The following is a 26,366-nucleotide window of genomic DNA, read 5'->3' as shown; positions in this document are numbered from 1 at the left end:
CACTACGGCGCCGTCACGAAGTCGATCAGGTGCTCCACGGCCCCCAGCAGCTCGGGCTTGAGGTCCTTGTACGACGCCACCGACGCCAGGATGCGCTGCCACGCCTCGCCCGTGGTCAGGTCCGTCCAGCCCAGCGCCCGGCACACGCCCGTCTTCCAGTCCTCGCCGCGCGGCACCCGGGGCCACTCCGGGATGCCGACCGACGACGGTTTCACGGCCTCCCACACGTCGATGTACGGGTGGCCGACCACCAGCACGTCGGCGCCGGTGACCGACGATGCGATCCGGGACTCCTTGGAGCCCGGCACCAGGTGGTCCACCAGCACGCCGAGGCGGGCGTCCGGGCCGGGGGAGAACGCCGAGACGATCGCGGGCAGGTCGTCGACGCCCTCCAGGTACTCCACGACGACGCCCTCGACCCGCAGGTCGTGGCCCCACACCCGCTCCACCAGCTCCGCGTCGTGGCGGCCCTCCACGTAGATCCGCCCGGCCCGGGCGACCCGTGCCTTCGCGTCCGTCACGGCGATCGAGCCCGACGCCGACAGCAGCGGGCCGCGCGGGGCCGGTGCGGCCGCGCGCGGGCGTACGAGGGTCACGGTGCGGCCGTCGATCAGGAAGCCGCGCGGCGCCATCGGGAACACCCGCAGCTTGCCGAAGCGGTCCTCCAACGTCACGGTCAGGCCCTCGGCGGTCTTCTCGACCCGGACCACGGCTCCGCAGAACCCCGTGCTCACCTCTTCGACCACCAGGTCCCGCTCCGCGGCCACCTCCGGCGCCGCGTCGGACTTCTTCCAGGGCGGGGTGAGGTCAGGGTCATAACTCCTGCTACGCATGCGGATGATCGTAGGGCCTGACCCCCCGGGTTTCCCGGATCTCCCGCCCCGGGACCACCCGTCGTGCCCACCCCCCACGACAACCCGCCGTCTTGGCTGCCCGCCGTCCCCGCCTTGCCGGGGTGGCGGGCCATCGCCGTCTCGGCTGAGGCACGTTCCCGGCCGCAGGGCGGTGGCCTGCCGAGCGCGCAGTTCCCCGCGCCTCCGGGGTTTGTGCGGCTCCCTCCGCGAAAAGAGGGTCACCTACCAAGGTGCGCGGGGAACTGCGCGACAAGCAGGCCACCGGCGCGCGGACGGGGACGGCGGGCAACCAAGACGGCGCGAATCCGAAGGGGCGCGGGGAACTGCGCGGCAAGCCACCCACCGAGGGGTGGTCCCGGGGCCGACAGGACGGGGCAGCCTAGGGGGTCAGGGCATCCCGCAACCCGCGGACAAAGCGGGCGTCGACCACCGCGCCGTGGCCGGGGACGTAGCGGGCCGTCTCGCCCCCGAGGGCGAGGAGGGCGTCGAGGGTGGTCGGCCACTCCGCCGAGTGGGCGTCGGGGCCGGCCTGGGGCTCGCCGGACTCCTCGACGAGGTCCCCGCAGAAGACCACCGTGGGATCGCTGGCGGTGGCGCCGGGCACGTGCACGACGAGGTCGTGGTCGGTGTGCCCGCGGCCGGGGTGGACCAGCAGTACCGGGCGGTCGCCGAGATCGAGGGCGAGCCGGTCGGCGACCGGGTGCGTCGGGCGGCGCAGCGCGTCGGCCGCGTCGGCCGCCTCCGCGGGGTCGGTGCCGTGCGCCACCGCGTCCGCGCGCAGGACGTCTCCCTCGCGCCGCAGCAGACCGTCGAGCGCGCGATGCCCGTACACCTCGGCGTCCGGGAAGGCCGCGGTGCCGAAGACGTGGTCGAAGTGCCCGTGGGTGAGCACCACGTGGGTGACCGGGCGGCCGGTCAGCGCCTCGGCCTGGGCGCGCAGCTCCGCCCCCTCGCGCAGCGTGGACCCGGTGTCGACCAGCAGCACCCCGTCCGCGCCGACCACCAGCCCGATGGTCACGTCGAGGTGCGGCAGCCGCCGCCTGGCGACTCCCGGCGCGAGGTGCTCCCACACCGACCCGCTGTCCTCATCGCTCACGACTCGACGCTATCGCCATGCCCGCCGCGCCGCGCGCCGCACCCCCGGGACCCGCCCCGGCCGCGCGCGGTACCGTACCCACCGCGTGCGGCACCGTACGTACCGCGCGTATCGCCCGTACCGCCCGCCGCGCGAGACCGTATCCCCGGCGCTCTTGCCGTGCCCTTGCCGCCGCGCCGTACACTGACTGCGGGAGCGCTGGCACTCGAAACGGAGGAGTGCCAGGCCGCAGGGCCGGGACGCCGGGTTGGAGGTGCGCGATGTTGAGCGAACGCAGGCTGGAAGTGCTGCGTGCCATCGTTCAGGACTACGTCGGCACCGAGGAACCGGTCGGTTCCAAGGCGCTCACCGAGCGGCACTCGCTGGGAGTGTCCCCGGCCACCGTGCGCAACGACATGGCGGTCCTGGAGGACGAGGGGTACATCGCGCAGCCCCACACCAGCGCCGGCCGTATCCCCACCGACAAGGGCTACCGGCTCTTCGTCGACAAGCTCGCCGGCGTCAAGCCGCTGTCGGGCGCCGAGCGGCGCGCCATCCAGAACTTCCTCGAAGGCGCCGTCGACCTCGACGACGTGGTGGCCCGCACCGTGCGGCTGCTCGCGCAGCTCACCCGGCAGGTCGCCGTCGTGCAGTACCCGTCGCTGACCCGCTCGTCGGTGCGCCATGTGGAACTGCTCTCGCTCGCGCCGGCCCGGGCGATGCTCGTGCTGATCACCGACACCGGCCGGGTCGAGCAGCGGATCATCGACTGCCCGGGGCCGGTCGGCGAGACGGTCCTCGCTGACCTGCGCGCCCGGCTCAACAGCCGTGTCACCGGCTGCCGTTTCCCCGAAGTGCCGCCGCTGGTGCAGGACCTGGCGGACAGCTTCGACCCCGACGACCGCCCGTCGGTCGCCACGGTGCTCGCCACCCTCCTCGAAACCCTCGTCGAGGAGAAGGAGGAGCGGATCATGCTGGGCGGCGCGGCCAACCTGACCCGGTTCCACCACGACTTCCCGCTCACGATCCGGCCGGTGCTCGAAGCGCTCGAGGAGCAGATGGTGCTCCTCAAACTCCTCGGGGAGACCGCCGACGGCACCATGACGGTCCGGATCGGGCATGAGAATTTTCACGAGGGCCTCAATTCCACCTCCGTGGTGGCGGTCGGCTACGGTTCGGGCGACGAGGCAGTCGCCAAGCTAGGCGTGGTCGGACCGACCCGCATGGACTACCCCGGAACGATGGGAGCGGTACGCGCAGTGGCACGTTACGTCGGACAGATCCTGGCGGAGTCGTAGGTGGCCACGGACTACTACGCCGTACTCGGCGTACGCCGCGACGCGGGCCCGGACGAGATCAAGAAGGCCTTCCGCCGCCTCGCCCGCGAACTGCACCCGGACGTCAATCCGGACCCGAAGACGCAGGAGCGGTTCAAGGAGATCAACGCGGCCTACGAGGTCCTCTCCGACCCGCAGAAGAAGCAGGTCTACGACCTCGGCGGCGACCCGCTGTCCGCCGCGGGCGGGGGCGGCGGCCCGGGCGGCTTCGGCGCGGGCTTCGGCAACTTCAGCGACATCATGGACGCCTTCTTCGGGCAGTCCTCGCAGCGCGGCCCGCGCTCGCGCACCCGGCGCGGCCAGGACGCGATGATCCGGCTGGAGATCGAGCTGGACGAGGCCGCGTTCGGCACCACCAAGGACATCCAGGTGGACACCGCGGTCACCTGCGGCACCTGCAACGGGGAGGGCGCCGCGCCCGGCACCTCCGCGCAGACCTGCGACATGTGCCGCGGTCGCGGCGAGGTCTCGCAGGTCACCCGCTCCTTCCTCGGCCAGGTCATGACCTCGCGGCCGTGCCCGCAGTGCCAGGGCTTCGGCACCGTGGTGCCCACCCCGTGCCCGGAGTGCGCGGGCGACGGCCGGGTGCGCTCCCGGCGGACCCTGACGGTGAAGATCCCGGCCGGCGTCGACAACGGCACCCGCATCCAGCTCGCCGGCGAGGGTGAGGTCGGCCCCGGCGGCGGCCCGGCCGGCGACCTGTACGTGGAGATCCGCGAGCTGCCGCACGCGGTCTTCCAGCGCCGCGGCGACGACCTGCACTGCACCGTCACCATCCCGATGACCGCGGCCGCGCTCGGCACCAAGTGCCCGCTGGAGACGCTGGACGGCCTTGAGGAGGTCGACGTGCGGCCCGGCACCCAGTCCGGCCAGTCGATCCCGCTGCACCAGCGCGGCATCACCCACCTGCGCGGCGGCGGGCGCGGCGACCTCATCGTGCACGTCGAGGTGGTCACCCCGCACAAGCTCGACGCCGACCAGGAGGACCTGCTGCGGCGGCTGGCGAAGCTGCGTGGCGAGGAGCGGCCCACCGGGCAGTTCGCGCCCGGCCAGCAGGGGCTGTTCTCCCGGCTGAAGGACGCCTTCAACGGGCGGTGAGGACGCCGTTCGCGGGGCGGGCCCGCCGTTGGCGGTCTCCCGCCCCGGCCACCCCGCGGCACCTGGCGCGGCACCCTACGTGACACGATGACCACATGCCCGCGTTGACCGATCTCTCCTCCTACTCGGCGTACCCGATCGTGCAGGCCCCGATGGCCGGCGGCGCGTCCAACCCGCGGCTGGCGGCCGCGGTGGCGGGCGCCGGCGCCCTCGGCTTCCTCGCCGCCGGGTACAAGACGTCCGAGGCGATGTACCAGGAGATCCGGCAGCTGCGGGACGCCACGTCGCAACCCTTCGGGGTGAACTTGTTCATGCCGCAGCCCGGCACCGTCGATCCGTCCGCGGTCGAGGTCTACGCCGAGCAACTCGCCGGCGAGGCCGCCTGGTACGGCACGGCGCTCGGCGACCCGGAGGCGGGCTCCGACGACGGGTACGACGCCAAGGTGGCGATCCTGCTGGAGGACCCGGTGCCGATGGTGAGCTTCACCTTCGGCTGCCCCGACCGGACCGTGCTGGACGCGTTCGCGAAGGCCGGCACCTACACCGTCGTCACCGTCACCACGCCCGCGGAGGCGCTGGCCGCGCAGTGGGCCGGGGCCGACGCGCTGTGCGTGCAGGGCGTCGAGGCCGGCGGCCACCAGGGCACCCACCGCGACGACCCCCAACTCGACGGCACCGGTTTCGGATTGCTGTCGCTGATCACGCAGGTCCGCGAGGCGGTGCAACTGCCGATGATCGCCGCCGGCGGGCTGATGCGCGGCGAGCAGATCGCCGCCGTGCTCGCCGCGGGCGCCTCCGCGGCCGCGCTCGGCACCGCGTTCCTGGTCTGCCCGGAGTCCGGCGCGTCCGCCCTGCACAAGCGGGCGGTCACGGACCCGGTGTACGCCCGTACCGAGTTGACCCGCGCGTTCACCGGCCGCCCGGCCCGCGGCCTGCTCAACCGCTTCGTCCGCGAGCACGGCCGCTACGCCCCGGCCGGCTACCCGCAAGTGCACCACCTGACCCAACCCGTTCGCCGGGCCGCGGCCGACCTCGGCGACCCGCAGGCGATGGCGCTGTGGGCCGGGCAGGGCCACCGGCTGGCCCGGGAGCTGTCGGCGGGCGCGCTCGTGGAGACCCTGGTCGCCGAACTCCACGCCGCTCAGGGGGCCCACGCATGACCGCCCCTGTCTTCCTGGTCGGCCCCGACGCGCTCGACGGCTCCCCGGCGACGGTACGGCTCGACGGCGCGGAGGGCCGGCACGCGGTGTCGGTGCGGCGGCTCCAGGTCGGGGAGGAGATCGTGCTGACCGACGGGACCGGGCGCGGGGCGAGCGGCGTGGTCGCCGCGGTCACCGGCAAGGACGTCCTCGACGTCGAGGTGCGCGAGCCGCGCGCCGAGCCGGCGCCGGCCGTGTCGGTCACCGTCGTCCAGGCGCTGCCCAAGGGCGACCGCGGCGAACTCGCCGTGGAGACCATGACCGAGGCCGGGGTGGACGCGCTGGTGCCGTGGGCGGCGGCCCGCTGCGTGACGCAGTGGCGCGGCGAGCGCGGCGCGAAGTCCCTGGCGAAGTGGCGCTCCACCGCCCGGGAGGCCGCCAAGCAGGCCCGGCGGCTGCGGTTCCCTTCGGTCGCCGAGCAGGTGACGACACGTCAGCTCTGCGCGCTGCTCGCCGCCGCCGACTTCGCCGCGGTGCTCCACGAGGAGGGCTCCGCCCCGCTGGCCGGCGCCCGACTCCCCACCACCGGTTCCGTGGTGCTGGTGGTCGGCCCCGAGGGCGGCGTCGCCCCGGAAGAGCTGGCCCTGTTCGCGGACGCCGGCGCGGCCGCCTACCGGCTGGGCCCCACGGTGCTGCGCACCTCGACAGCGGGGGTGGCGGCGGTGTCCGTGCTGATGGCCCGAACGGGCCGTTGGTCGTAGGGCGCCCCGCGCCCCCGGGTATGTGACCCTCTTCTCGCGGAGGGAGCCGCACATACCCAGGGGCCCGGGGAACCGCGCGAGCAACCCACCACCGGGCAGGTGGTCCCTCGACCGGGGTCCAGGGGCACCCTGGGGGGTCAGGGCACCCTAGCCCTGCTTCCAGACCTGGTTGGCCGCGCCGGTGCAGTCCCAGATCTGCACCTGGGTCCCGGGAGTGGTGGACTCGTCGGTGTCGTCCAGGCACCTCCCCGAACTCGGGTTGAGCAGCGCCCCGTCGGCCTGCGGCTGCCAGACCTGCGCACCGGTCCCGTTGCAGGTGTAAAGCTGCACCTTCGTGCCGTTGGCGGTGCCCGCCGACGTGATGTCCAGGCACTTGCCGAGCGCCCGCACCGTGTTGTCGCTGCCGACCGTCCACTGCTGGGCGGCGGTGCCGTTGCAGGTGTAGACGTCGACCTTCGTGCCGTCGGCGGAGTTCGCGGCGTTCACGTCCAGGCACAGGCCCTGGTAGCCGACGAGTTGACCGGCCAGCGCCGCGTCCGCGGGCACCACCGTCCACAGGAAGGTGGTCGAGGCGCTCGCGCCCGCGCCGTCGTGGGCGGTGACGGTCACCGTGCTGGTGCCGGCCTTGGTCGGGATGCCGGTGATCGCGCCCGAGGACGAGATCGCGGTACCGGCCGGCAGCCCGGTGGCGGTGAAGGACGGGGTCTGCCCGGCGGTGGTGTCGTGCGCGGCGACCTGCACGGACACCGCGGCGCCGGTGAGGCCCTCCTGCGCGCCCGGCGCGGTGACGGTCAGCGGCGTGCCGAGCTGCGCCGACGTGACGTCCAGGGTGCCGGTCAGCGGCAGGTTGCCGTCGGAGTCGCCGACCGAGATGCCGTAGGAGCCGGTCGCGGTGGTCCAGGCGTCGGACGAGGCGTCGTAGCTGCGCAGGTTCTGCTGGGTGACGGGGAAGCTGACGGTCTGGCTGGCGCCGGGCTGGAGGTCCACCCGGGCGAAGCCCTCCAGCTGCCGGGGCGGTTCGCCGTTGCCGGCCGGTCGGCTGACGTAGAGCTGGGCGACGTCGGCGCCGGCCCGCGCGCCGGTGTTGGTGACGGTCGCGGTCACGGTGGCCGCGCCGCCCGCCGCCAGGGCGCCCACGTGCAGGTCGCTGAAGGCGAAGCTGGTGTACGACAGGCCGTAGCCGAACGGGAAGAGCGGCGTGAGGTTGTTGGCGTCGTAGTAGCGGTAGCCGACGTCGACGCCCTCGGAGTACTGCACCTGCCCGCCGGCGCCGGGCCACTGCGCGGTGGTGTGCGCGGGGACCTGGGACAGCGAGGTGGGGAAGGTCACCGGGAGGTGGCCGGAGGGGTTGCTGTCGCCGAAGAGCAGCGAGGCGATCGCGGTGCCGTCGTTCTGGCCCGGGTACCACGCCTCCATGACGCCCTTCACGGAGTTCAGCCAGGGCATCGTCACGGCGGAGCCGGTGTTGAGCACCACCACAGTGTTCGGGTTGGCGGCGGCCACCGCCGAGATCAGGTTGTTCTCCGAGGCAGGCAGGTCGATGCCGCCCAGGTCGCTGCCCTCGGACTCGAAGTCGCTGGCGAAGACCACCGCGACCGACGAGGCCGCGGCGAGCGAGGCGGCAGAGCCGGTGTCGGAACCGCTGTCGTACTTGACGCTGACGCCGCTGCCGGCCCGGGCGGTGATGCCCTGCAACGGGGTCACGGTGCCGCTGGAGTTGACCGCCGCGCTGCCGCCGCCGGCGGTCTGAGGGCTGGTGGAGGCGTCCGAGCCGATGACCGCGATCGAGGAGGTGCCCGAGCCGAACGGCAGGACGCCGCCGCTGTTCTTCAGCAGGACGGTGCCCTCGGCGGAGAGCTGGGTCGCCGCGGTCTTGTTCGCGGTGCTGGTGGCGACCGCACCCGGCGAGCCGGACGGCGCCTTGTCGAACTGGCCGAACGCGAACATCTCGGTGAGGATGCGGGTGGCCATCGTGTCGAGCGTGGCCTGGCTGACCGCCCCGGAGCCGACCGCGTTGCTCAGCGCGGTGCCGTAGTAGCCGTCGTTGCCCGGCATGTCCTGGTCCAGGCCGGAGTTGGCCGAGGCGGCGGTGGAGTGGGTGGCGCCCCAGTCGGAGGTCACGAAACCCTGGAAGCCGAACTGCCCGCGCAGCGTGCTGTTCAGCAGGTCGGGGTTCTGGCAGGCGTAGGTGCCGTTGATGGTGCTGTAGGAGCACATCACGGAGGAGGCCGCGCCCTGCTGCACCGCGTCCTGGAAGGCCGGCAGGTAGATCTCCTGCAGCGCCTTGTCGCTGATCACCGCGTCGTCCGAGGGGGTGTTGCGGTTGGTCTCCTGGTTGTAGACGGCCAGGTGCTTGACCTGGGCCATCACCCCCGTGGACTGCACGCCCCTGATGTCGGCGGCGCCCAACTGGCCGTTGAGGTAAGGGTCCTCGCCGATCGACTCGAAGGCGCGGCCCCAGCGCGGGTCGCGGTCGATGTTGATGGTCGGGCCGAGGTCGACGGTGGTGCCCTTGGCGGCCTGATCGCTGCCGATCACCTGGCCGTACGTCTGCTCGGCCGCGGTGTCCCAGGTGGACGCGACGCTGACCGGTGCGGGCAGTTGGGTGACGTCGTTCATGCCGTCGGCGACGCCGGCCGGGCCGTCCTCCAGGGTCATCGCCGGGATGCACAGCGCGGGGATCGCCGGTGTGAACCCGACGTAGCTGGAGCCGCCGGTGCCGGTGGCCAGTGCCACCTTCTGGGCGGTCGTCATCTGCGCCAGCACCTGCGCGACCCGGTCGGGAATCGGTGCGGTGGAGTGCACCCAGGGGCAGGCGTCGGCCGCGGTGGGGGCGGCCTGCGCGGTGGGGGCGGAGACGGCGCCGAGCAGGCCGGAGCCGCCGGCCACCAGGGCCAGGGCGGCGAGATACGGCGTTCGCCGTCTCACCGATGTGCGGAACGTGTGCACGATGCCTCCAAGCATCTGCCGAGGGGGGGTGTTCCGGTCGGGGTTCGGGGTCGGGGTTCGGGGTCCGGTGGGGGAATGGAAGTGCGGACGTGGAGCGTGGGGGTGGTGAGCGTGGTGCGTGGCGCGGTGGCCGACTTCGGAACATGGACGCATGCCCTACGGCGGCCGGGCGTCGTCACGGCGGCGCGGAAACGCTCCGGCCCCGCGGTCGGACCGCGGGTGGAGCGCTCCCAGGAGTGCGCGTCCACGCACTCTTTCCGTGCCGAACGGGAGAACGGGAGAACGGGAAAGCAGGGGAGCGAGAGTGCGGGGGAGCGGGACAGCGGGCGTGCGGAAGTGCTGTGCGCGAAGGGGCCGACCCGCGGTCGCCGATGACGGCCGGTCGTCTGCCCATGGTGCGGGTGTGATTGAACTCGCCTACCGGGGCGCGGTCAAGGTCTGAACCATCATTGCGCCCAGCCCTTGACCGACTGGCGCCATCCGCCCGTTTGGTTTCAAGGAGTGAAGCCAAGACGCATTCGTGGTGGACCGGTTGAGGGGGTGTCGGCTGCGGGCGGTCGCACGCAGAACGCGGGCCCGCACGACGTACGTGCGAGCCCGCGTGGAGTGCGGTGCTGCGGTGCCCGGTGGGGGCAGGCGCGGGTCAGGCGCCGCGCTGGACCGGGCCGACCAGGGTGCCCTTGGCGACCGTGAGCTTGCCGTCGGCGAAGGACGTGCCGGGGATGTCGCCGCCGGGGGCCTGGAGCGTGAACGACGCCTCGTTCGCGGCGAGGCCGTGCGCGTTGTTGGGCACCTGGATGTCGAAGTGCACCGGGTGGCCCGGGCCGAAGGTCACCTTGGTGTGCTGGCTGCCGTAGCGCTTCGTGGTGAGCTTGACGCTCTTGTCGTGGTTCGTGAAGTGCACGCCGGTGGGCGAGCCGGCCAGCGTGCAGGACTCGTAGCCGCGAGGCGCGGTCAGGGTGACGCGGTAGTGCCGGTGCCCCGCGGAGTTGGCCGTCTGGGTGATCTTCGCGAGGTGGTTGGCCGGACGGCAGGCGGAGGGGGCGGGGCTCTTGCCCTTGGCCGGCGACGCCTGCGCGACTCCCGCACCGGCCGCCCCCACCAGGGCGGCGACGGCGAGGGTGACGGCAATCTTCCGGTTGGTACGCATCAACTCGTGCTCCTCGTCTTGCTCAACGGCCCCGAGGTCTCCCCGTCGGAACCATGGTCAACTCGATTGTTGCCCGACCTCCGCGGGAAAAATGTCCCGATAGCGCCACAGTCGCGTCACCGGTACGTGGGGGTATGGCCTCATCAGGCCAGCGACTGCCAGAACGCGGCCTCGTACGCCTGCATCAGCCGCGCCGCCTCCAGCGCGGCCGAGGGGTCCTCTCCCGCGTCCAGGCCGGCCTGGAGCAGCCGGGTCGCCTGGATCTCGAAGCCGGGCGGCAGGGTCGAGAAGAACGCGAAGAACTCCACGTCGCCGGCGGACAGGTCGTGGCGCGGCGGCACGGCCTCCGCCAGACGCGCGCAATAACCGCCCCAGAAACCGAAGTTGACCAGCAGCGCCAGCGCCAGCTCGCTGCGTGTGCCCGACCCGACCAGCCAGCCCAGATAGTGCGGATAGCCCTGCGCGGCGGGCGACGGCCGCCACCCGGCCGCACCGGCCGGCGGCCCCGCCGGATCGAGCGCCGACCCCAGCCGCGCCAGCAGCTCCAACGCCCGCGTCTCGCCCTGCGCCAGGCCGAGGAACAGCTCGGCCGCGGCATCGTCGCCGCCGAACCGCGACGCCGCCAGGGCGAAGCTGCGCCGGTCGCTGCGCACGATCAACGACTCCTCCGCCACCAGGCGGACCAGCCGCTCCCGGGGCGCGGCGCCGGCCTCCACCAGCTCCACGAACGCGTTGCGCGCGGCGGCGCCGGCCAGCTCGCGCCGCGCCCGGGCGATCAACTCCTGTGCCTCGCGGTGCCGTTCGTCGAGCGATTCCACGCAAACCTCCGGAAAGCACCGTGAAAGCGGGCGGTCGGCCGGAAACCTACCCGTTCCCGGCCGCACCGACGCGGCGCCACGCTCACCCGTTCCCTGCCCTTGGGCGGTCCCTGTCCGGGGGTGGTCCGTCTCCGCGGGCTGACTACTTCCTGACGGGCAGGAGTTGGAAGGAGCGCAGATAGGCCGGGGCGGGGGAGCCGACGCCCGTCACCTCGTCGTAGCCGGGGACCGCGGCCAGCGAGGAGTCGTGGCCGAGGGTCTGGAGCGTGGTGGAGGTGCCCGCCGAATCGTCCACGCCGTTGCGGTAGTCGACCCGTACGGCAGCCAACTGCCGGTCGGCGCCAAGCGGGTGGTCGGTGACGTCGTGGAAGTCGGCGGCGTGCCGCTGGTCGTAGAGGCGGGGGTTGGCGAAGCCGATCGGGAAGCCCTGCGCCTGCTGGGCGAGTGCCTGGATGCCGGCGATCACCGGCGCGGCCAGGCTGGTGCCGCCGATCCTGAACTCGCTGTACTTCACGGTGCCGTCGGGAAAGGTCTGGGTCTGGCCGATGAGGAATCCGGTGGTGGGGTCGGCGACCGCCGCGATGTCCGGGACGGTCCGCATCGCCCGCCCGCCGCCGCCCGGCCGCGCGAGGGCGGCCGGCACCACGCCGCGCTGGTACCACGGCTGGGCCGCTCGCACGCTCGTGCCGCCGCCCGCGCCGTCGTCGAAGGTGCCCGGCAGCGAGGACCACGCGGTCCCGGCGGCGTTCAGTCGCGAGTTGTCGGTGCCCCAGCCGGTCTCCCACTGGTAGCCGTCGTCCGCGCCCACCGCGAGCGACGTCCCGCCGACCGCGGTCACCCACGGCCGCGACGCGGGTGTCTCGCTCTGCTTGGTGCCGGTCGACGCCTTGTCGTCGCCGTCGTCGCCGCTGGAGAAGTAGAAGCCGATGCCCTCCAGCGCGCCGGTGGCGAACGTCTGGTCGTAGGCCGGGTCCAGCGCCGGGTCCGCGGCGCTCTCCGGCTCGCCCCACGAGTCGCTGACGATGTCCGCGAGATGGTGGTCCACGACGGTGTTCAGGGCCGCCAGCAGGTCGGGGTCGTCGCACGAGGCGGCGCCGACGTACGTGATCCTGGCGTCCTGCGCCATCGCGTGCGCCGCCTCCACGTCGAGCGACTGCTCGCCGTACCAGCCGTCCGCGCCGCACTGGTCGGTGTCGGTCCAGGCCGGGGCGTCCACGGTGGTCAACTGGCCGGCGCGGTAGGGCGCGTCGCCGTTGCGCCGGGCGTACGTCTGGGCGTCCGCGGTCAGCGTCGGGGAGTGGTAGGCGTCCACCACCGCCACGGTCACGCCGCGCCCGGAAAGGCCCGAGCCGGTCACGCCGTACGCACTCCGCAACTGCCGCCCGGTGTAGCCCTGGACGGCGTACGGCGGGACGGCGCCGTACGCCTGCGGGACGCCGGCTGCCGAGTGGTCGCCCCAACTGGTCGAGAAAGGCGGTGCGTTGACGAAGGCGGCGGTGGGGCCGGGGAGTTGATCGCCCGGCGAGGCCGCCGATACGGCCTTGGGTGTCGCCAGGTGCGGGGTGTCCTCCAGGCCGGTCACCGTCAGCACCGCGTCGGCCATGTCCGCCGGGACCGAGGCGGCGGTGACGGGCGCGGTGTAGACGTGGCCGCCCTTGCGGTACCGGTGCAGGGTCGTGCCGAACGCGGCGCTGACGGCCTTCGGGCTGCCCTGCACGGTCAGCTGGTGCGCGTCCGCGGCCGTCACCCGGAAGCCGGCGCCGGTCAGCCAGTCGCGTACGGCGGCCTGCCGGCCGGGCGTGGCGCCGTACCGCGCCTGCACCTGCGCCGGGGTGAGGTACCGGCCGTACCCCGCCGAGGCCGGGTCGGAGACCGAACGGGCCGCCGCCTCCAGCCCGGCGTGGTCCCGGCCGGCGAGGTACACGTGCGCGGTCACGGTCGTGCCGGTCGGCGCCTGGCCCTGGTCGGCCTGCGCGGTCGCCCACGGGGGCGCGGTACCGGGCAGGCCGATCCGCCCGGCGGGTACGGCGGGTACGGCGGACGGCGCGGCGGCGTGCGCGGCGGCGGGAGTGCCCGCCACCACCAGCCCCGCGGCCAGCAGGGACGCGGTACGGGCGAGGAGCTTGCGGCTGCGTCGGCGCATGGGCGGTCACCTCTCGGTGGTGGGCGGTGCGGGCCTTCCGAAGATGCATGACCCTTTGCCGGCCGACGCAACACGGACACCGGTAGATTGCCGCGGGCGGCGGCTGAAACTTCATCAGTTCGGGTGTTCCAGCGCACCCCTGCAGATGTGCGCCGAGCCGCACATACCCAGGGGCGCGGGGAACCGCGCGAGGTACCCCCTCTATGCGCACCATTTTACCGGTAGTCCGGTCGGCTGGGCAGGGTTTTACCGCCTTTGACCTGCACGAATAATGCGCGCCGGACTTGTCTGGACGGAGGCGCCCGGAGCGTCGCGCGCTTACCGCCGGGCGCCAGGCGGGAGGGGCCGCCCGACAGCCAGCCAGCACCAGGGCCACGGTGGGCGGTCAAGGGTGAGCTTGCTCATCGCGTAGCGACGCCGGAGGCGCCCTTGACGGCCCACCGTGGCCCGTACCGTGAGAGAGAGGGCGGCCCCGGCCTCAAACGCAACCCCGGCTCCTGACCGCGTGACTCTCTAGGTCAACAGCAGGTGTCCGTGGGTGTTCATCAGGTCGCGGACCTCGGACAGGTCGTCGTACTCGCGCAACCTGTTGAGTACTACTCGCACACGTTCGGCGGTGCGGGTGCTCGTAAGGTCGCCGGACAGGTCAATGGTCCGGTGGGCCTCTTGTACTGCCTGCTCGGGTTCGTTGGCGTCAGCAAGAGCCACGGCCAGCCACGAACGGTAGAGCGCCACCTCGCGGGTATGTGTGGCGTCGTACCGACCGAGTACGTCTTTGAGCAGGGGGACTGCTCGAAGCGGCCGCCGTAGTTCGGTGAAAGCGCGAGCGTCCATGACGTCCAGTTCTTCCTGAGTCACCCAGTAGGCCCATGAGGGTGCCTCCGCGCTACCGCCGGTTTCGAGCGCGTCATGAGCGTCGCCAAGTGCCTGGATGGCGGGCTGTGCCTCCCCGGCCTTCGCGTGGGCCCATGCCACCCGATCGAAGAACAGGGCACGCGTCTTGGCGGGGGCGTTCGGTCCGGCTTCCTCGACGGCCGCGTGCGCCAAGTCGATTCCCTCGCGCTCCCTGCCGGTGTTCGAGTGCTGGTAGGCGAGCGACCCTGCGAGGTTGGCGACAAGCGGCTTGTCGTCAGCTTGTCGTGCGGCGGAGATACCGAGTGAGTAGGCCCGTTCCGCGTCAGCGTGGCGTCCGGCGTCCGACGCGATCCAACCTGCAATCTGCGCAAGCTCCCCAATCTGCACGAGGAGTGCACGACTGGTGGCCTCGCTGAACGTCGCCTCTTGGTGCAGGCGGACGGCGGCGTGCAGTTCTCGGAAGGCAGGTTCGATCAGGTCGCCACCGGCCAATACGTCATCAGCCAAGCGCAGGGCATGGACCCGAGCGCCAAGGTCGGCAACGGCTTCGGCGCCGATACGGCGGCCACCGGGGGCCTGCAACGGGGCCATGAGGTCACCGTCAGGCAGCAGCTCGGCCAGTGTGGCGGATGGGCCCGGGAGGACACCCCCCGCAGCGTTACGGGCGTACGCGGCGGCTCGCTCCATCTCGGGTGCCGGTACCCCGAGCGCCTGTGCCAGAAAGGGCAGCCACGTCTCGGGAATGCGCTCGCCACGCTCCCAGCGGGATACCTCGTTGCGGGTGATCGACTGTGTTCCCGACAAGTCGGAGAGCCGCGCGGCGAGTGCGCGCTGTGACTTGCCCGTCCGTCGTCGAAGCTGCGCCAGGTAGTTGCCGAACCTGCGGCGCCGTTCGCTTCCGTTACTCATCTGGCCCCCTTCGTCACCATTCTGGCCCCTCCCGGGCCCCCTGTCTGGTTCCTCACCTGATCGAGCTGGGCCGCTTCGATAGACAGCAGACCCCGGCGACCGCGCGAACGGCCCCGGGGCATGGCCGATCCGGAACTCAAGGAGCAGATCGACATGCAAGAAACTACAGCGTCTGCCGGTGTGCCTGGGGGCGATCCCCCTCGCCTGGCGTTCGGGGCACTGCTCAGGGAAGCGGAACAAGTCGTTGACGCCGCCTCACTGCTGTCCACTTCCGAACTGTCCACCGTCACCGAGCGGATGCGAACCGTACTCGGCGAGCTGATCCCCATCGTTGAGGCCATGGCGCTGCGCTGCCCGAATGGGACCAGCACGCAGGCAATCGCGCTGACCGGCGTTGGTGAGGCTAGGCGCCGGCTGGATGCCGGGCAGCGGTCCCTCAGCGCGGAAAGGTACGCCGAACGTACTGCGCGCTCCGTGGTGGCAATGTGCGGGATGGTCGGGCGTCTGTCGGCGTCCGGCCTTGTAGGGGCGGGCTTCGTGGAGCCGTGGACGCCCCCAAATCGTGGGCGCCTGGAGCTTGTGTCGTGCGGTCAGGCGTGGGACGCCGTGAAAGTACCGAGTCGCATCGCTCAGAGTGTGCTCACGCGCCTCGGTGAAGCGACCGGAGCGGTGATCGAAGATCCCCCCGGGCACGTTTGGTATTGGCTGGTGAAGCCGGGTACGGGGAACAGTTGGAGAATGCGCGATGTGGAGTGCCTCGGTGCAGCGGCATACCTGGTTGTGCCGCCCGCTGACCGGACTGAGGGCTTGGGCGTCCGGTGGCGTGTTGCGCTCAGTCCCGAGCAGTACCTGACCGAAGCCAAAGACCTGTACGAGGCGCTTACGGCGGAGTGGGGATCGTGATCCGGAAGTGGGGTCTGGTCCTGGCGATGGGCTGGGCTGGAATCCTCGTGCTGGTCGGTCTCGGCGTGCTGTGCGGGATTGAGATCGGGATGGTCATCGCGGGCGACTCGTACCGTCCTTGATTCGAGTGCTTCCCCTTGTAGCTCAGTCTGTAAGAGCCCGGGGCCGCACCGCACTCTCGTTCCATTCCGTGCGGACGGCCCCGACGACTCCGGTTCGACTCCGGACAAGGGGAATTCCATCCCGGTCGAGCCGATTTGGCGCGCCCGGGAGCCGGTAACCACCACCGACATCGCAGGAGAGGAAGTCCGTTTGATGTTCAACGCTGCTAGGAAGGATCGGAGAACGTGACGAGCAGGTCCAGCAACCGAAAGGGTGCTGATGGGGAGTGGCTGTCGGCGCGGATGGTCTACGCCACCGAACTGGCCGTGCTGCGCAAGCGGTCGGGGATGACCTTGGTACAGCTCGCCGGATTGTGTCGCTATGAGCAGTCGTATCTGCACCGGTTAGAGCGGGGGCAGCGGCTTGGCACGGTTGAGGCGGCTGCCGCGCTGGATCGGGTGTACAGGACGGGGACGCTGCTGGTGAAGTTGTGGCGTCTGGCGAAGCGGGAGGCGAAGGATCGGCCCTTCCTGGGGTTGGCCTCGTTGGAGGTCAATGCGGTGGGAATCCAGGAATACGCCATCAGCGCGGTGCCGTACCTGCTCCAGACCCGGGCATACGCTGAGGAACAGCTGCTCACCGCTCGCCCGCGAAGCATGGAAGAGCTGGATGCACAGGTCAGGTCTCAGCTCCGCCGGCAGGATCGCCTGATGGGCCCGAATTCTCTGCACTATCGAGCCCTGATCGATGAAGCCGTGTTGCGGCGCAAGGCACGCGATCCGAAGACCTGGGTTGGCCAGCTGGAGCACCTGGTCAAGGTCGTGAAGCGGCCCGATGTCTCGCTGCACGTGGTGCCGTTCGGGACAGGCCCCCACCACATCCGTGGTTGCTTGGAGCTGATCCTCTTCCGGGACGGTCACACCGTCGCGTACACGCAGAGCAGTTGGAGCGGGCATCTCATCGAGGAGCCGGAAGACGTCGAACCATTGCGCCTGGCGTACGACCTGCTTCGCGATACGGCGCTCTCGCCCGTCGCGTCGCTGGATTTCCTTCGCACCTTGCTGGACGACGAACGACCGCTACGCCCCAAGCCCGCTGTCTGAATCGGCGGTTCGGTTTCCCTGAACTCCCGTCCCGGTCGCGTCGAGTCTTGCAAGGGCCCCGCTTTCCCATGGAGCGGGGTGGACTCGTTGGTTTGGTCACCGGTGGCCGGGGCGGGTTCCTCTTCGAACATCACTACATAGGAAATGAGGAGGCAGGCAATGTCCGTTCGGCGTGCGCAGCGATTCATCTGCGGTCGGCGAATGCTGATTCCCGGCGGGCTGATTCGTACGGTGCTGGACGTGGCGCACGCGAGCAGTGAGTACGCATACACCCGGGAGGACATGTTCGCGACGCTGGTGTGCACGATCGAAGTGCACAAAGGGCCAGTTCACTATGGTGCGGCGCTCAATCTGCGTGGTCCGGAGGCCGGGACGTTGTGGGCGCTGTGGCGGGACGGCGGCGCGCCGAATGCGGTGATCGAGATTCCGGACTGTCCGGCCGGGCGGGAAGTGGACTGCCCGTGCAGTGAGTTCGCCGGACATCCCGGCGGCCATAGCTGGGAGTTGGACGACCCGCCCCAGACTCCCGCCGCGTTTCCGCTGTAGCGGCGACCGCCCGCTGTCCACCTGAATGACAAGGAACGAGAATCAGATGAGTAGCACGTCTTCCGTTTCGGCGGGGACCTCAGTCTTACCGGTTCCAACGCGGCGATGGACTCTGACCGCTACGGACGGGCGCACCGTGACCGGGCATCTTCCCGGGTGGGCTGGCGCCGACCCGAGCGAGCACAACGTACCCCCCGACGCGTGGGAGAACCGGATTGCCGATATCCATCTCACCCGGCGCTTTGCGGGGCACGCGGTACCTGTCTACTCCGCCACCAGCCGGGCTGCCGGACCGGTAGCGGAGGAAGCCTTCTCCTGCACGTTGGACTGCAATCCGCACGCCGAAGCGCCCGACGCCTGCGTCCCGTTGGTCAACATGCACCTGTGTGGGGAGAGTTGGTTCACCGACCTGGGCCCGGAGGACCTGACGCGGCTCGCCGCGACGTTCCGGTGGGTGGCGGACCGGCTCGACCGGGAGGTCCGGCCCGCGCTGGTGGACGCACAAGAGGACTGGAGCAAGCGTGTCGGTTCCAATGTGAAGGATGCGCCGCCTGGGACCAGCCGCATCCCTTGGCCCCCACCTCTCCCCTCCTCCTGAAGTCGTCGGATGCGCCCACCGTGCGGAGAACTCCTCACGGGTACCGGTGACCCGTCCGGTGACGGGCCCCGCCCGGCTTTCGTCGGGCGGGGCCTCTTTGCGAACGCGGGTATTTCGGTTGCTCTGTGACGGATCGTCGTTCCATGCTCATCACTCATAAGGACGAGTTACGTCCTCATGAGTGGCGGCTCGTCGTGGAACGGCGAAGGGACACCAAAGATGATCAAGAGTGTGCGCGCGAGGTTGGGTGCGCTGGTGCTGGCCGTGGTGTTGGCGATGGTGGCGTTGGTGAGTGCGGAGTCTGCCTCCGCGTCCGGCCCGATGAACCTGGGCGGCCGAGCACCCTCCGTGGTGGTGGCGGGGGCTCGGGCACCTTCGTTGGCGGCCCCAGCGAAGGGGGCGCGGGTTCAGTATTCGTCGCCCAGGGTCGGCGGTTTGCGGCTGCGTTCGCGTGGTTCGTTCGGCGGGTCGGTCAAGGGCCTGCTGTACCGGGGAGACCGGGTGCAGGTGATCGGCTACAGCGCCAACTGGATGCATGTGCAGCTTACGAAGCGCAGTGCCGGGGGTGCGCGGAAGGGAACCAAGGGGTGGGTCTGGAAGTCGTACTTGTACGGCCCGTCGTGCCGGTCGCACGCCAAGTGGCCCTGCACTGCCTGGCGTTGATCGTCGCCTGAGGGACTATGCGGTCTCCGCTGTGTAAATCGGCGGGGGCCGCGTAGCTCCGATTACGGTTCGATTATGGCCGGGAACGTACGGTAGCAGTGATGCTACTTTGGCGTTCATACGCGACGGGTTGTGCTTCCGGCATGTGCCGGGCTGCGCGAAGGGGTGCATGGCCAATGCACGGTGAGAGCGAGAACGGCGACGGTATAGATCCGTGGGACGCGAGCCTGGGCTCGATGGACTGGTCTCCAGGCGTGGATTACGTGGGTGAGTGGGCTGAGGCTCGGGGTGTTGCGACTGAGTTGCGGGAGCGGCTGATTCGCATGGGGGTGCCTGAGGCGGAGGTGACCACGGAAGCGCGGTCGGGCGCTGGTGGAGTCGGTGCGGTGCGTACGACGACTTCGGCATCGGTGGCGCGCATGCTATTGCGCGTGTTGGAACAGGTTGACAGCAGGCGTTGTGCGGGAGAACAGCCTCACGGGCAGATCGCCGCGCGCGATCCCCGGGCGACCGGGGATGGCTGGTACGGGTCAGGTCCGAGTGCGGCTTCCTGACGGCCAAGTCCGGTAGGAGGGTAGGGGGTATGGGGATGAAGGTTGTCGGACGGGCGATGCGTACTGCCGGTCGCGGGAAGGTCCGGATAGAGGAGGACGAGCGCGGCGGCCAGTGGGTGGTGTGTACCGGATGCCGTCTACGAAAGTTCGCGCCGGGGGTCGCTCCGGCGAAGTTCGCGCAGCGCAAGCATGCGGAGTCCTGCGCGAAGTAGTGGTTCTACGGCACGCCCCCTGGCTGATGGCCGGGGGTTTCGCCGTTCTCGGGGTCGGCGGGAGTGACCGCGGCCGGCGCGGGGTCGGGACCGGCCGCCAGGCCGCATGCCCGGCCATGGGCCGGCCGCGGACACGTCGCGGCGCAGCTCTTGAGGAAGTGAAGAAATATTGGACGGTGGGGCCCGGCGCCGATGGCGTCGTTCGGGCTCATCGAAGGAGTGTTCCTCGTTCCTTGCTTGGGCACGGGTCACACCTGCTGCTCTGCATCCGTGGCTGTGAGGGACGTAGCTGGGTTGGGCCCCCCGGGTGGCTGGTCCGGCCGCACGCGGCTAGCGTCCGAAGTGTTCGTCCGCTGGCCGCGCGAGGATCGGGAAGGGACAGCGATGTCGTCCGAGGTTGCAAGCCGTGAGTCGCTCACTGGGATGCCGGAGTCGTTCGTGCGGGCGGTGGGTCGGTTCGCATATGTGTGGGGCTGGCCGATGGTCTCGATGATCAACCGTCGTACCGCGCTCACGTCCGTGTCCGAGCCGGGGTTGCGGGGTGGCGTGCTGCCGAACGCGCCGCTGGGCCGGGTGTGCATGATGACCGACTACATCCCGGCCGGTCAGCGGTTCGTGGCGTGCACCAATCAGGACGTCCTGTACGGGTTCGGGTTCGGCAGCCTGGATGAGCAGCCGGCGGTTTTCCAGATCCCCGACTTCGGCGACAGGTTCTGGGTCGCGGCGGCGTGGGACCACCGCACGGACTCGTTTGCCGAGCTGGGCAAGCAGTACGGCACCAAGCCCGGTTTCTACGCCGTGGTCGGCCCGAACTGGACGGGCGAGCTTCCCGCGCAGATCACCGGGTCGTTCCGGTCCACGACGACGCTGGCGGCGTTCTGCCCGCGGGTCTTCATCGAGGACACGCCCGAGGACCGGGCGAAGGTCCTGGAGTTGCTGCCGTACGTGACGGTCTACCCGTTGGACGAGTTCGACGGGACGATGAAGAGCGACGACTGGGCGAACGTTCCCACCTTTCCCGTGCCCGATCAGGCCGGCGGTGAGGGCGAGATCCGCTGGGTCGATCCGGCGAAGTTCTTCGACCAGTTGCCGGAGGTCCTCGACACGGTGCCACCGCTGCCCGGCGAGGAGGCGCTGTACCAGCAGTTCCGTGATCTGCTCGCCGCCGCCGACGCCTCGCCGGAGATCAAGCAGGTGCTGGTCGATGTCGCGCGCGAGGCCGAGCAGGAGATCATCACGCCGCTCCTGCGCTGGGAGTACAACGGACCCGCCGCCGGGAACAAGTGGTTCTCCCCGACCGACAACTCCGCGTTCGGCACCGACTACCTCACCCGAACCGCCCTGGCGCGCTCGAACATGTTCGAGAACGCGCCGCACGAGACCAAGTACCTCTTCACGGACACCGACATCGACGGTGCCCAGCTCGACGGCTCCCGCGCCTACACCGTGCGGTTCGACGCCGGGCAGTTGCCGCCGGTGAACGGCTTCTTCTCGATGACGCTCTACAACAAGCACCACTTCTACGCCGAGAACGATCTCGGCCGGTACTCCCTGGGCACGAAGAACCCCGATCTCGAGTACGGCGAAGACGGGTCCCTCACCCTGTACGTCGGCAACACCCCGCCCGACGGCGCCCCCGCCACCAACTGGCTTCCCGCCCCCGCCGACGCGTTCTCCCTCTACCTGCGCGCCTACTGGCCCCAGCAGCCCATCCTCGACGGCACCTGGACACCGCCCCGCGTGGAGCGCACCAACTGACTGGCCAGACCCCTACTGCCAACGCTGGCCTAGGCGCGCCGGGGCTGTGCGCGGGCTGCGGTGTGGGGGTAGGTGAGGTGGGCTTGGTCGGCGTCGATGGTGAGGGTTTCGAGCATGAGCGGGCGGTCGGCTCCGTGGGTGATGCGGTGAACCACGAGCAGGCATGAACTAGTTGGTGCGTGGAGGGTGGCGCGGTCGTCGGGGGTGGGGATGCGGGCGCGGATGTCGTCGGTCCAGTGGAGGGTGTGGCCTGCTGTGCTGAGTTGGGCGTAGATGGTGGTGGGGCCGGCTTCGGGGTGGGCTTGGAGGTCGGGGATCTCCTGGGCGGTGTCGAAGGGAATCACTGCGCGGTGGAGGGCGCGGAGTCCGGTGGTGGGGTCGGTAAGGATGCGGTCGATGGCGAACGCGGGTACGCCGTCCGGTTCTTGCAGGAGCGTGGAAGTGGTGCCCTTGGTGTGGATGCGGGTTCCGTGCGGGGCCTCGGTCTCCTGGAATTGGCGGTCGTAGGCGTGGAAGGTCTTGCCGGTGCGGGTGATCGACTGGTCCAGGGTGACGGTCGGCTCAGTGGCGCGCCGGACGAAGGTGCCTTTGCCGTGCTGACTCTCGACCAAGCCGAGCTGGCGTAGTTCGGCGATGGCGGCGCGCGCGGTGGGCCGGGAGACGCTGTAACGCTCCATGAGTTGAGTCTCGCTCGGTAGCAGGCTGCCGGGCTCGTATGTGCCGTTGGCGATCTCCTGGGCGAGCCGGGCCGCTACCTGCTGATAGATGGGCGTGCGGGTGATCTCGTCCGCCATGGGGTCCGGCCTACCTTCCGTTGGTGAGCGGTCATTCACTCGGCACTCGTCAGGATAAGTGCTGGCCTCGCCGCGTCAACCGATGCATACTCACTACTCATCAGGACGAGTAATAAGCGACTGAACGCAGATTGCTCGTCGGGTGCCTAGGAGAGGGGTGGGGCAGTTGCAGAGCATTCCGGTGGATACGTCGCGCTTGGGAATGATCCTGTGCGTGGTGGGTCCTGAGCCTCGGGTCAATCCCGAGACGGGGCAGGTTCGGCAGGACAGGGACGGGAACACGATCTTTGTCGTGGGGGTGGTCGTCCGGCAGGTCGAGGGCCGCCGTGCGGAGACGATCGAGGTTGCCGTGCCGGGTGAGCCACGCGGGATCGTGGAGGGGATGCCGGTCAGGATCGAGAACCTGACGGCCATTCAGTGGACGATGGGTGCCCGGTCGGGGACGAGTTTCCGGGCGACCGCGATCACGGCGGGTCCGGTTCCGCAGGGGCCGGCTGTGGCGGCTTCGGCGGGCGCGGGCCGGGGCAAGTCCGGTGCGGCGGGTGAGTCGTGATGGCTGACCAGTACGTGGCGGCTGAGCAGTTGGGCCGGGATCTGGATGCCTTGACCGGGGCGCGGTTGGTGCTGGAGACGGTGTCCGATGCGGACACGCGGGCGGCGATGTTGCGGCTGGTTGCGCAGTTGGCGCCGCAGGCGGCGGAGCGGGCTCGGGTGATGCTGGCGGCGTGGGACACCCCGGAGTGGCGCACCTTCGACGGCGCTTCCGGTTCGGGGGGTGAGGGGGCGTGATGCCGCCGTGGGCGCCGCTGGTGTTCTGGGCGTGCGTGGGGTTCGGGTGTGTGGTCCTGGTGGCGCGGCCTCAAGGGTCGTCGGGGCCGGTGTGGTTGCGGCGGCTGTCGGGAAGTCCGGTGCGCTGGTACGTGCTGGGGTTCCCGGTCATGGTGGTCCGGATGGCGGCCACGTGGCGGCGGTTGTGCATCGAGTCGGGTCTGGCGGTGACGCGTCGGTCCAAGAACGTGGTGCTCGGCGGTGACCTGTTGGTGTCGGGCAGCGAGCTGCGGCCGGTCGTGCCGCGTCTGGGCGTGCCCCAACCGACTCCGACCGGCTTGCGGGTGCGTATCCGGATGCAGCCGGGTCAGACTCCGGCGGCTTTCCTGGCGGCGGCCGATGCGATGACGCACGCGTGGCAGGCGCACGCGGTGCGGATCGTGTCGCCGGGCCGTGGCTGGGTGTTGGCGACCGCGACGGCGAGTGACCCGCTGATCGGTGGCGGGTTGGGGGTGGTGCCGCGTCCGGCACGGCTGCTGTCGGCGATGGTCGGGCGCACGGAGGACGGTGCGCTGTGGGTGCTGGATTTCCGGGTGGTGCCTCATTGGCTCGTGGTGGGGGCGACCCGTTCGGGGAAGTCCACGTTGATCGCGAGTCTGGTGTTCGCGTTGGCTCCTCAGCCGGTGGCACTGGTGGGGATCGACTGCAAGGGCGGCATGGAGCTGTCGTTGTTCGAGCCTCGGTTGTCGGCGCTGGCGCGGGATCGGGGGGAGGCTGCGGCGCTGCTGGGTGCGGTGTTGGCGGAGACCGAGGCTCGGATGGCGACCTGCCGGGAGGTGGGTGCGCGGTCGATTTGGGATCTGCCGGAGATGCTGCGGCCGGTGCCGTTGGTGGTCCTGGTGGACGAGGTGGCGGAACTGTACTTGTCGGATGGGTCTCGGGAGGGCAAGCAGCTTTCCGGGGCGTGCTCGACGGCGCTTCTGCGGATCGGCCAGCTCGGCGCGGCGCTGGGTGTGCATCTGGTGGTCGCCGGGCAACGTGTCGGCTCGGAGTTGGGGCCTGGGGTGACGGCGCTTCGGGCTCAGCTCGGCGGGCGGATCTGCCATCGGGTCAACGACGAGCAGACGGCGTTGATGGTGCTGGGCGACTTGTCGCCGGAAGCGGTCGCGGTGGCGCAGACGATCTCTGAGGACGAACGGGGCGTGGCGGTGACCACGGTCGGCGGTTCGTGGGTGCGGGCGCGGTCCACGCACACGACGGCTGAGCAGGCGCGTCAGACGGCCGTGCAGTTCGCGAAGAACACCCCGGAGCTTCCGGGGCTGGTTCACGCGATCACTGAGATCCGGGAGGCGGCATGACCGTGGCGGGCGGCTCGCTGTCCGTGGTCTTGGTACTCGGGATCGTCACCGTGTTGATCGTTCGGTCGCGTGAGGTGCCCTGGTGGCAGGCAGCGTTGGTGTTCCTGTTCGGCTTCTATGTCGCGCTGTCTCCGGCGGTGTATCCGGTGCTGGTGATCTCGCAGGCCATCGTCGGGCGTCTGTAGGGGGTGGGTCGATGTCCAATCCTGAGCCGCGTTGTCCTCGGTGCGGGCGGCCTCGAAAGCGCGGGCCGGGTGGTCGGTTGCTGCGGTGCGCTGAGTGTCGCCGTGCGCGCCGTCGTCTGGATTCCCGTACTCGGTTGGGGTCGCGTTCGCGCAGGCGTCGTCGCTGAACGTGCCCGCCGGCCTGCTCGTTGAGTGAGTTTCTGCACGTCAATGTCTTGTTGGGAGGCGTATCTCATGGCTCTTTGTCTGGTCCTGGTCGTTGGTTCGGCGGCTTGTGGGGCTGCCGGTCGTGGGAGGTCGCCGCCCTGTGGTTGTTGTTGTTGTGGGGCGTCCTGTGCAGGTGGCGGGGCGCCCTTCGTGTTTCGTGTCGGTGTTGGACCGTGATCTGGTCCGCCTCGCCCAGGAGCCGGGCTATCGGCGGTGGGTGGAGCAGGTTCGGGGTACGGGTGGGTGTGCGCGGCCGGTGTATCTGGCCGGGTCGTCCACTGCGGTGGATGTGGTGTCGGGGGTGGTGGTCCGGCACTTCGATACGGCGGCGGAGCCTGGGGGGCGGTTGGCGGTGCGGTGCCGCAACCGGCGGGCCTCGGTGTGTCCGGCGTGTTCCCGTGAGCATTCAGGGGACACCTTCCATCTGGTGCGGGCGGGTCTGGTCGGCGGGAAGGGCGTTCCGGGTTCCGTGGGCGGTCACCCTCGGCTGTTCGTGACGCTGACGGCTCCGTCGTTCGGTGCGGTGCACCGTGCGGGGTCGGACGGGTGCCGTCCCCGGTCCGGTGGCGGGTCGTGTGTGCATGGGCGGCCGGTCGGGTGCGGCCTGGTCCATGACGAGGGTGACGTGGTGGTGGGGCAACCGGTGTGTGCGGAGTGTTACGACTACGCCGGGCATGTGCTGTGGCATGCGCACGTTGGCGAGTTGTGGTCCCGGTTCTGCCGGATGGTGCGGCGGTATCTGGCGCGGGAGGCGCGGGCCCGGTCCAGTGTGGGCCCGGGGTTGTCGTTTGCGAAGGTGGCGGAGTACCAACGGCGTGGCGCGGTGCACTTCCATGCGGTGGTGCGCCTCGACGGCCCGGATGGCCCGGACGCTCCGCCTCCGCCGTGGGCGACTGCTGAACTTCTCGACGATGCCGTGCGTATGGCTGCGGCCTCGGCTCGGGTGACGCTGCCGCCGAGTGACGTTCTGGGTGAGCGGGTGTTCCGCTGGGGCGGACAGCTCGACGTACGGCCGATCCGTTCGGACCTTGGGGACGGCTCTCCGGTCTCGGATGAGGCGGTGGCGGCGTACGTCGCCAAGTATGTGTCGAAGAGCGTCGGCGACGCGGGCGGCTTCGACCGCCGGATTCGCAGCGTCGCTGAGATCGCCTTCGCTCCGGGCTCTCCTCATCTGCGGGCGTTGATGGGGATGTGCTGGCGGCTGGGCGGTCTGCCTGAGCTGGGTGATCTGCGGCTGCGGGCGTGGGCGCACACGTTGGGTTTTCGGGGGCACTGTCTGACGAAATCCCGGCGGTACTCGACCACCTATCGGGTGCTGCGGCAGGCACGGGCCGACCACCGCCAGCCTGTCGGCTCCCCGCCGGCCGATCCGTCGCGGGTGGTGGTCGTCTCCTCCTGGCGTTATGTCGGCTCCGGTCACACCCGGGGCGAGGCGGCGATAGCGGCCGGGATCGCTGAGGATCTGGCGGAGCTGCGCGTGTGGGTGCTGCCGCGCCCGGTGGGCCGGAGCCCTGATGGCTGAGCGGC

23 protein-coding genes and 1 tRNA gene are annotated in these 26,366 nt (G+C 70.7%); 16 read left to right on the top strand and 8 right to left on the bottom strand.

Going from position 1 to position 26,366, the window contains the following annotated elements; translation table 11 throughout:
- Positions 1-2: 2 nt before the first annotated feature.
- Together OG370_RS13805 and OG370_RS13800 are read right to left on the bottom strand one after the other, a co-directional pair.
- Complete coding sequence (locus OG370_RS13805; protein WP_328464038.1) at positions 3-833, bottom strand: DUF3097 domain-containing protein; 831 nt, start codon at positions 831-833, stop codon at positions 3-5.
- Positions 834-1,233: 400 nt separating this feature from the next.
- Complete coding sequence (locus OG370_RS13800) at positions 1,234-1,950, bottom strand: MBL fold metallo-hydrolase (RefSeq protein WP_328464036.1); 717 nt, start codon at positions 1,948-1,950, stop codon at positions 1,234-1,236.
- Positions 1,951-2,210: 260 nt separating this feature from the next.
- Here OG370_RS13800 and hrcA point away from each other — a divergent pair, with 260 nt between their 5' ends.
- The 4 genes from hrcA (at position 2,211) to OG370_RS13780 (ending at position 6,264) form a co-directional block, all read left to right on the top strand.
- Positions 2,211-3,227, top strand: a complete 1,017-nt coding sequence (gene hrcA, locus OG370_RS13795) for a heat-inducible transcriptional repressor HrcA (protein ID WP_328464034.1) — start codon at positions 2,211-2,213, stop codon at positions 3,225-3,227.
- Positions 3,228-4,364, top strand: coding sequence for a molecular chaperone DnaJ (dnaJ, locus tag OG370_RS13790; RefSeq protein WP_328464032.1), 1,137 nt, complete (start codon positions 3,228-3,230; stop codon positions 4,362-4,364).
- A gap of 95 nt (positions 4,365-4,459) precedes the next feature.
- Positions 4,460-5,524 (top strand): nitronate monooxygenase, encoded by a 1,065-nt coding sequence (locus OG370_RS13785; protein ID WP_328464030.1) that lies wholly within the window; start codon positions 4,460-4,462, stop codon positions 5,522-5,524.
- On the top strand, positions 5,521-6,264 hold the full coding sequence (locus OG370_RS13780) for a 16S rRNA (uracil(1498)-N(3))-methyltransferase (protein ID WP_328464028.1): 744 nt from the start codon (positions 5,521-5,523) through the stop codon (positions 6,262-6,264). Before OG370_RS13785 ends, OG370_RS13780 begins: the two co-directional genes overlap by 4 nt.
- Before the next feature lie 147 nt (positions 6,265-6,411).
- Here the strand turns inward: OG370_RS13780 and OG370_RS13775 are convergent, their stop codons facing one another.
- From OG370_RS13775 to OG370_RS13755, 5 genes are all read right to left on the bottom strand, one after another.
- Positions 6,412-9,192 carry a glycoside hydrolase family 3 C-terminal domain-containing protein gene (locus OG370_RS13775; protein ID WP_328464026.1) on the bottom strand — a complete coding sequence of 927 codons (2,781 nt, stop codon included), beginning with the start codon at positions 9,190-9,192 and terminating at the stop codon, positions 6,412-6,414.
- 664 nt (positions 9,193-9,856) lie between these two features.
- Complete coding sequence (locus OG370_RS13770; protein ID WP_328464024.1) at positions 9,857-10,363, bottom strand: DUF4232 domain-containing protein; 507 nt, start codon at positions 10,361-10,363, stop codon at positions 9,857-9,859.
- 143 nt (positions 10,364-10,506) lie between these two features.
- Entirely contained in the window at positions 10,507-11,181 is a 675-nt protein-coding gene (locus tag OG370_RS13765) for a transcriptional regulator (RefSeq protein ID WP_328464022.1), read from the bottom strand.
- A gap of 142 nt (positions 11,182-11,323) precedes the next feature.
- On the bottom strand, positions 11,324-13,324 hold the full coding sequence (locus tag OG370_RS13760) for a S53 family peptidase (protein ID WP_328464020.1): 2,001 nt from the start codon (positions 13,322-13,324) through the stop codon (positions 11,324-11,326).
- Between the two features lie 513 nt (positions 13,325-13,837).
- Complete coding sequence (locus OG370_RS13755) at positions 13,838-15,088, bottom strand: helix-turn-helix domain-containing protein (protein ID WP_328464018.1); 1,251 nt, start codon at positions 15,086-15,088, stop codon at positions 13,838-13,840.
- Positions 15,089-15,208: 120 nt separating this feature from the next.
- Here OG370_RS13755 and OG370_RS13750 point away from each other — a divergent pair, with 120 nt between their 5' ends.
- From OG370_RS13750 to OG370_RS13720, 7 genes are all read left to right on the top strand, one after another.
- The gene (locus OG370_RS13750) at positions 15,209-15,991 is read left to right on the top strand and encodes a DUF6415 family natural product biosynthesis protein (protein ID WP_328464016.1); all 783 of its coding nucleotides are present in this window, start codon (positions 15,209-15,211) and stop codon (positions 15,989-15,991) included.
- A 133-nt stretch (positions 15,992-16,124) separates the two neighbouring features.
- A tRNA-OTHER gene (locus OG370_RS13745) sits at positions 16,125-16,226 on the top strand.
- A gap of 112 nt (positions 16,227-16,338) precedes the next feature.
- Positions 16,339-17,196, top strand: coding sequence for a helix-turn-helix domain-containing protein (locus tag OG370_RS13740; protein WP_328464014.1), 858 nt, complete (start codon positions 16,339-16,341; stop codon positions 17,194-17,196).
- Positions 17,197-17,397: 201 nt separating this feature from the next.
- Complete coding sequence (locus OG370_RS13735) at positions 17,398-17,742, top strand: hypothetical protein (protein WP_328464012.1); 345 nt, start codon at positions 17,398-17,400, stop codon at positions 17,740-17,742.
- Positions 17,743-17,767: 25 nt separating this feature from the next.
- Positions 17,768-18,340, top strand: coding sequence for a DUF6907 domain-containing protein (locus tag OG370_RS13730; RefSeq protein ID WP_443060668.1), 573 nt, complete (start codon positions 17,768-17,770; stop codon positions 18,338-18,340).
- A gap of 219 nt (positions 18,341-18,559) precedes the next feature.
- Entirely contained in the window at positions 18,560-19,003 is a 444-nt protein-coding gene (locus tag OG370_RS13725) for an SH3 domain-containing protein (RefSeq protein WP_328464008.1), read from the top strand.
- 1,255 nt (positions 19,004-20,258) lie between these two features.
- Positions 20,259-21,527 (top strand): DUF1214 domain-containing protein, encoded by a 1,269-nt coding sequence (locus tag OG370_RS13720; protein WP_328464007.1) that lies wholly within the window; start codon positions 20,259-20,261, stop codon positions 21,525-21,527.
- Positions 21,528-21,556: 29 nt separating this feature from the next.
- On the opposite strand, the gene OG370_RS13715 is transcribed toward OG370_RS13720, so the two are convergent.
- Entirely contained in the window at positions 21,557-22,321 is a 765-nt protein-coding gene (locus tag OG370_RS13715; protein WP_328464006.1) for a GntR family transcriptional regulator, read from the bottom strand.
- A 157-nt stretch (positions 22,322-22,478) separates the two neighbouring features.
- On the opposite strand from OG370_RS13715, the gene OG370_RS13710 reads away from it, so the two are divergent.
- The 5 genes from OG370_RS13710 to OG370_RS13690 all read left to right on the top strand — a co-directional run bounded on the left by OG370_RS13710 (position 22,479) and on the right by OG370_RS13690 (position 26,361).
- A complete protein-coding gene (locus OG370_RS13710) occupies positions 22,479-22,874 on the top strand; it encodes an SCO3933 family regulatory protein (protein ID WP_328464004.1) in 396 nt (131 codons plus the stop codon).
- Entirely contained in the window at positions 22,874-23,110 is a 237-nt protein-coding gene (locus tag OG370_RS13705; protein ID WP_328464002.1) for a hypothetical protein, read from the top strand. The genes OG370_RS13710 and OG370_RS13705 overlap by 1 nt, the downstream gene beginning before the upstream one ends.
- Before the next feature lie 119 nt (positions 23,111-23,229).
- Entirely contained in the window at positions 23,230-24,447 is a 1,218-nt protein-coding gene (locus OG370_RS13700; protein WP_328464000.1) for an FtsK/SpoIIIE domain-containing protein, read from the top strand.
- Complete coding sequence (locus tag OG370_RS13695; RefSeq protein WP_328463998.1) at positions 24,444-24,632, top strand: hypothetical protein; 189 nt, start codon at positions 24,444-24,446, stop codon at positions 24,630-24,632. Before OG370_RS13700 ends, OG370_RS13695 begins: the two co-directional genes overlap by 4 nt.
- Before the next feature lie 274 nt (positions 24,633-24,906).
- Positions 24,907-26,361, top strand: coding sequence for a replication initiator (locus OG370_RS13690; RefSeq protein WP_328463996.1), 1,455 nt, complete (start codon positions 24,907-24,909; stop codon positions 26,359-26,361).
- Positions 26,362-26,366: the final 5 nt, after the last annotated feature.

Source organism: Streptomyces sp. NBC_00448 (genome assembly GCF_036014115.1).
GTDB lineage: Bacteria > Actinomycetota > Actinomycetes > Streptomycetales > Streptomycetaceae > Actinacidiphila.
This window is presented reverse-complemented; position numbering and strand designations above follow the sequence as displayed.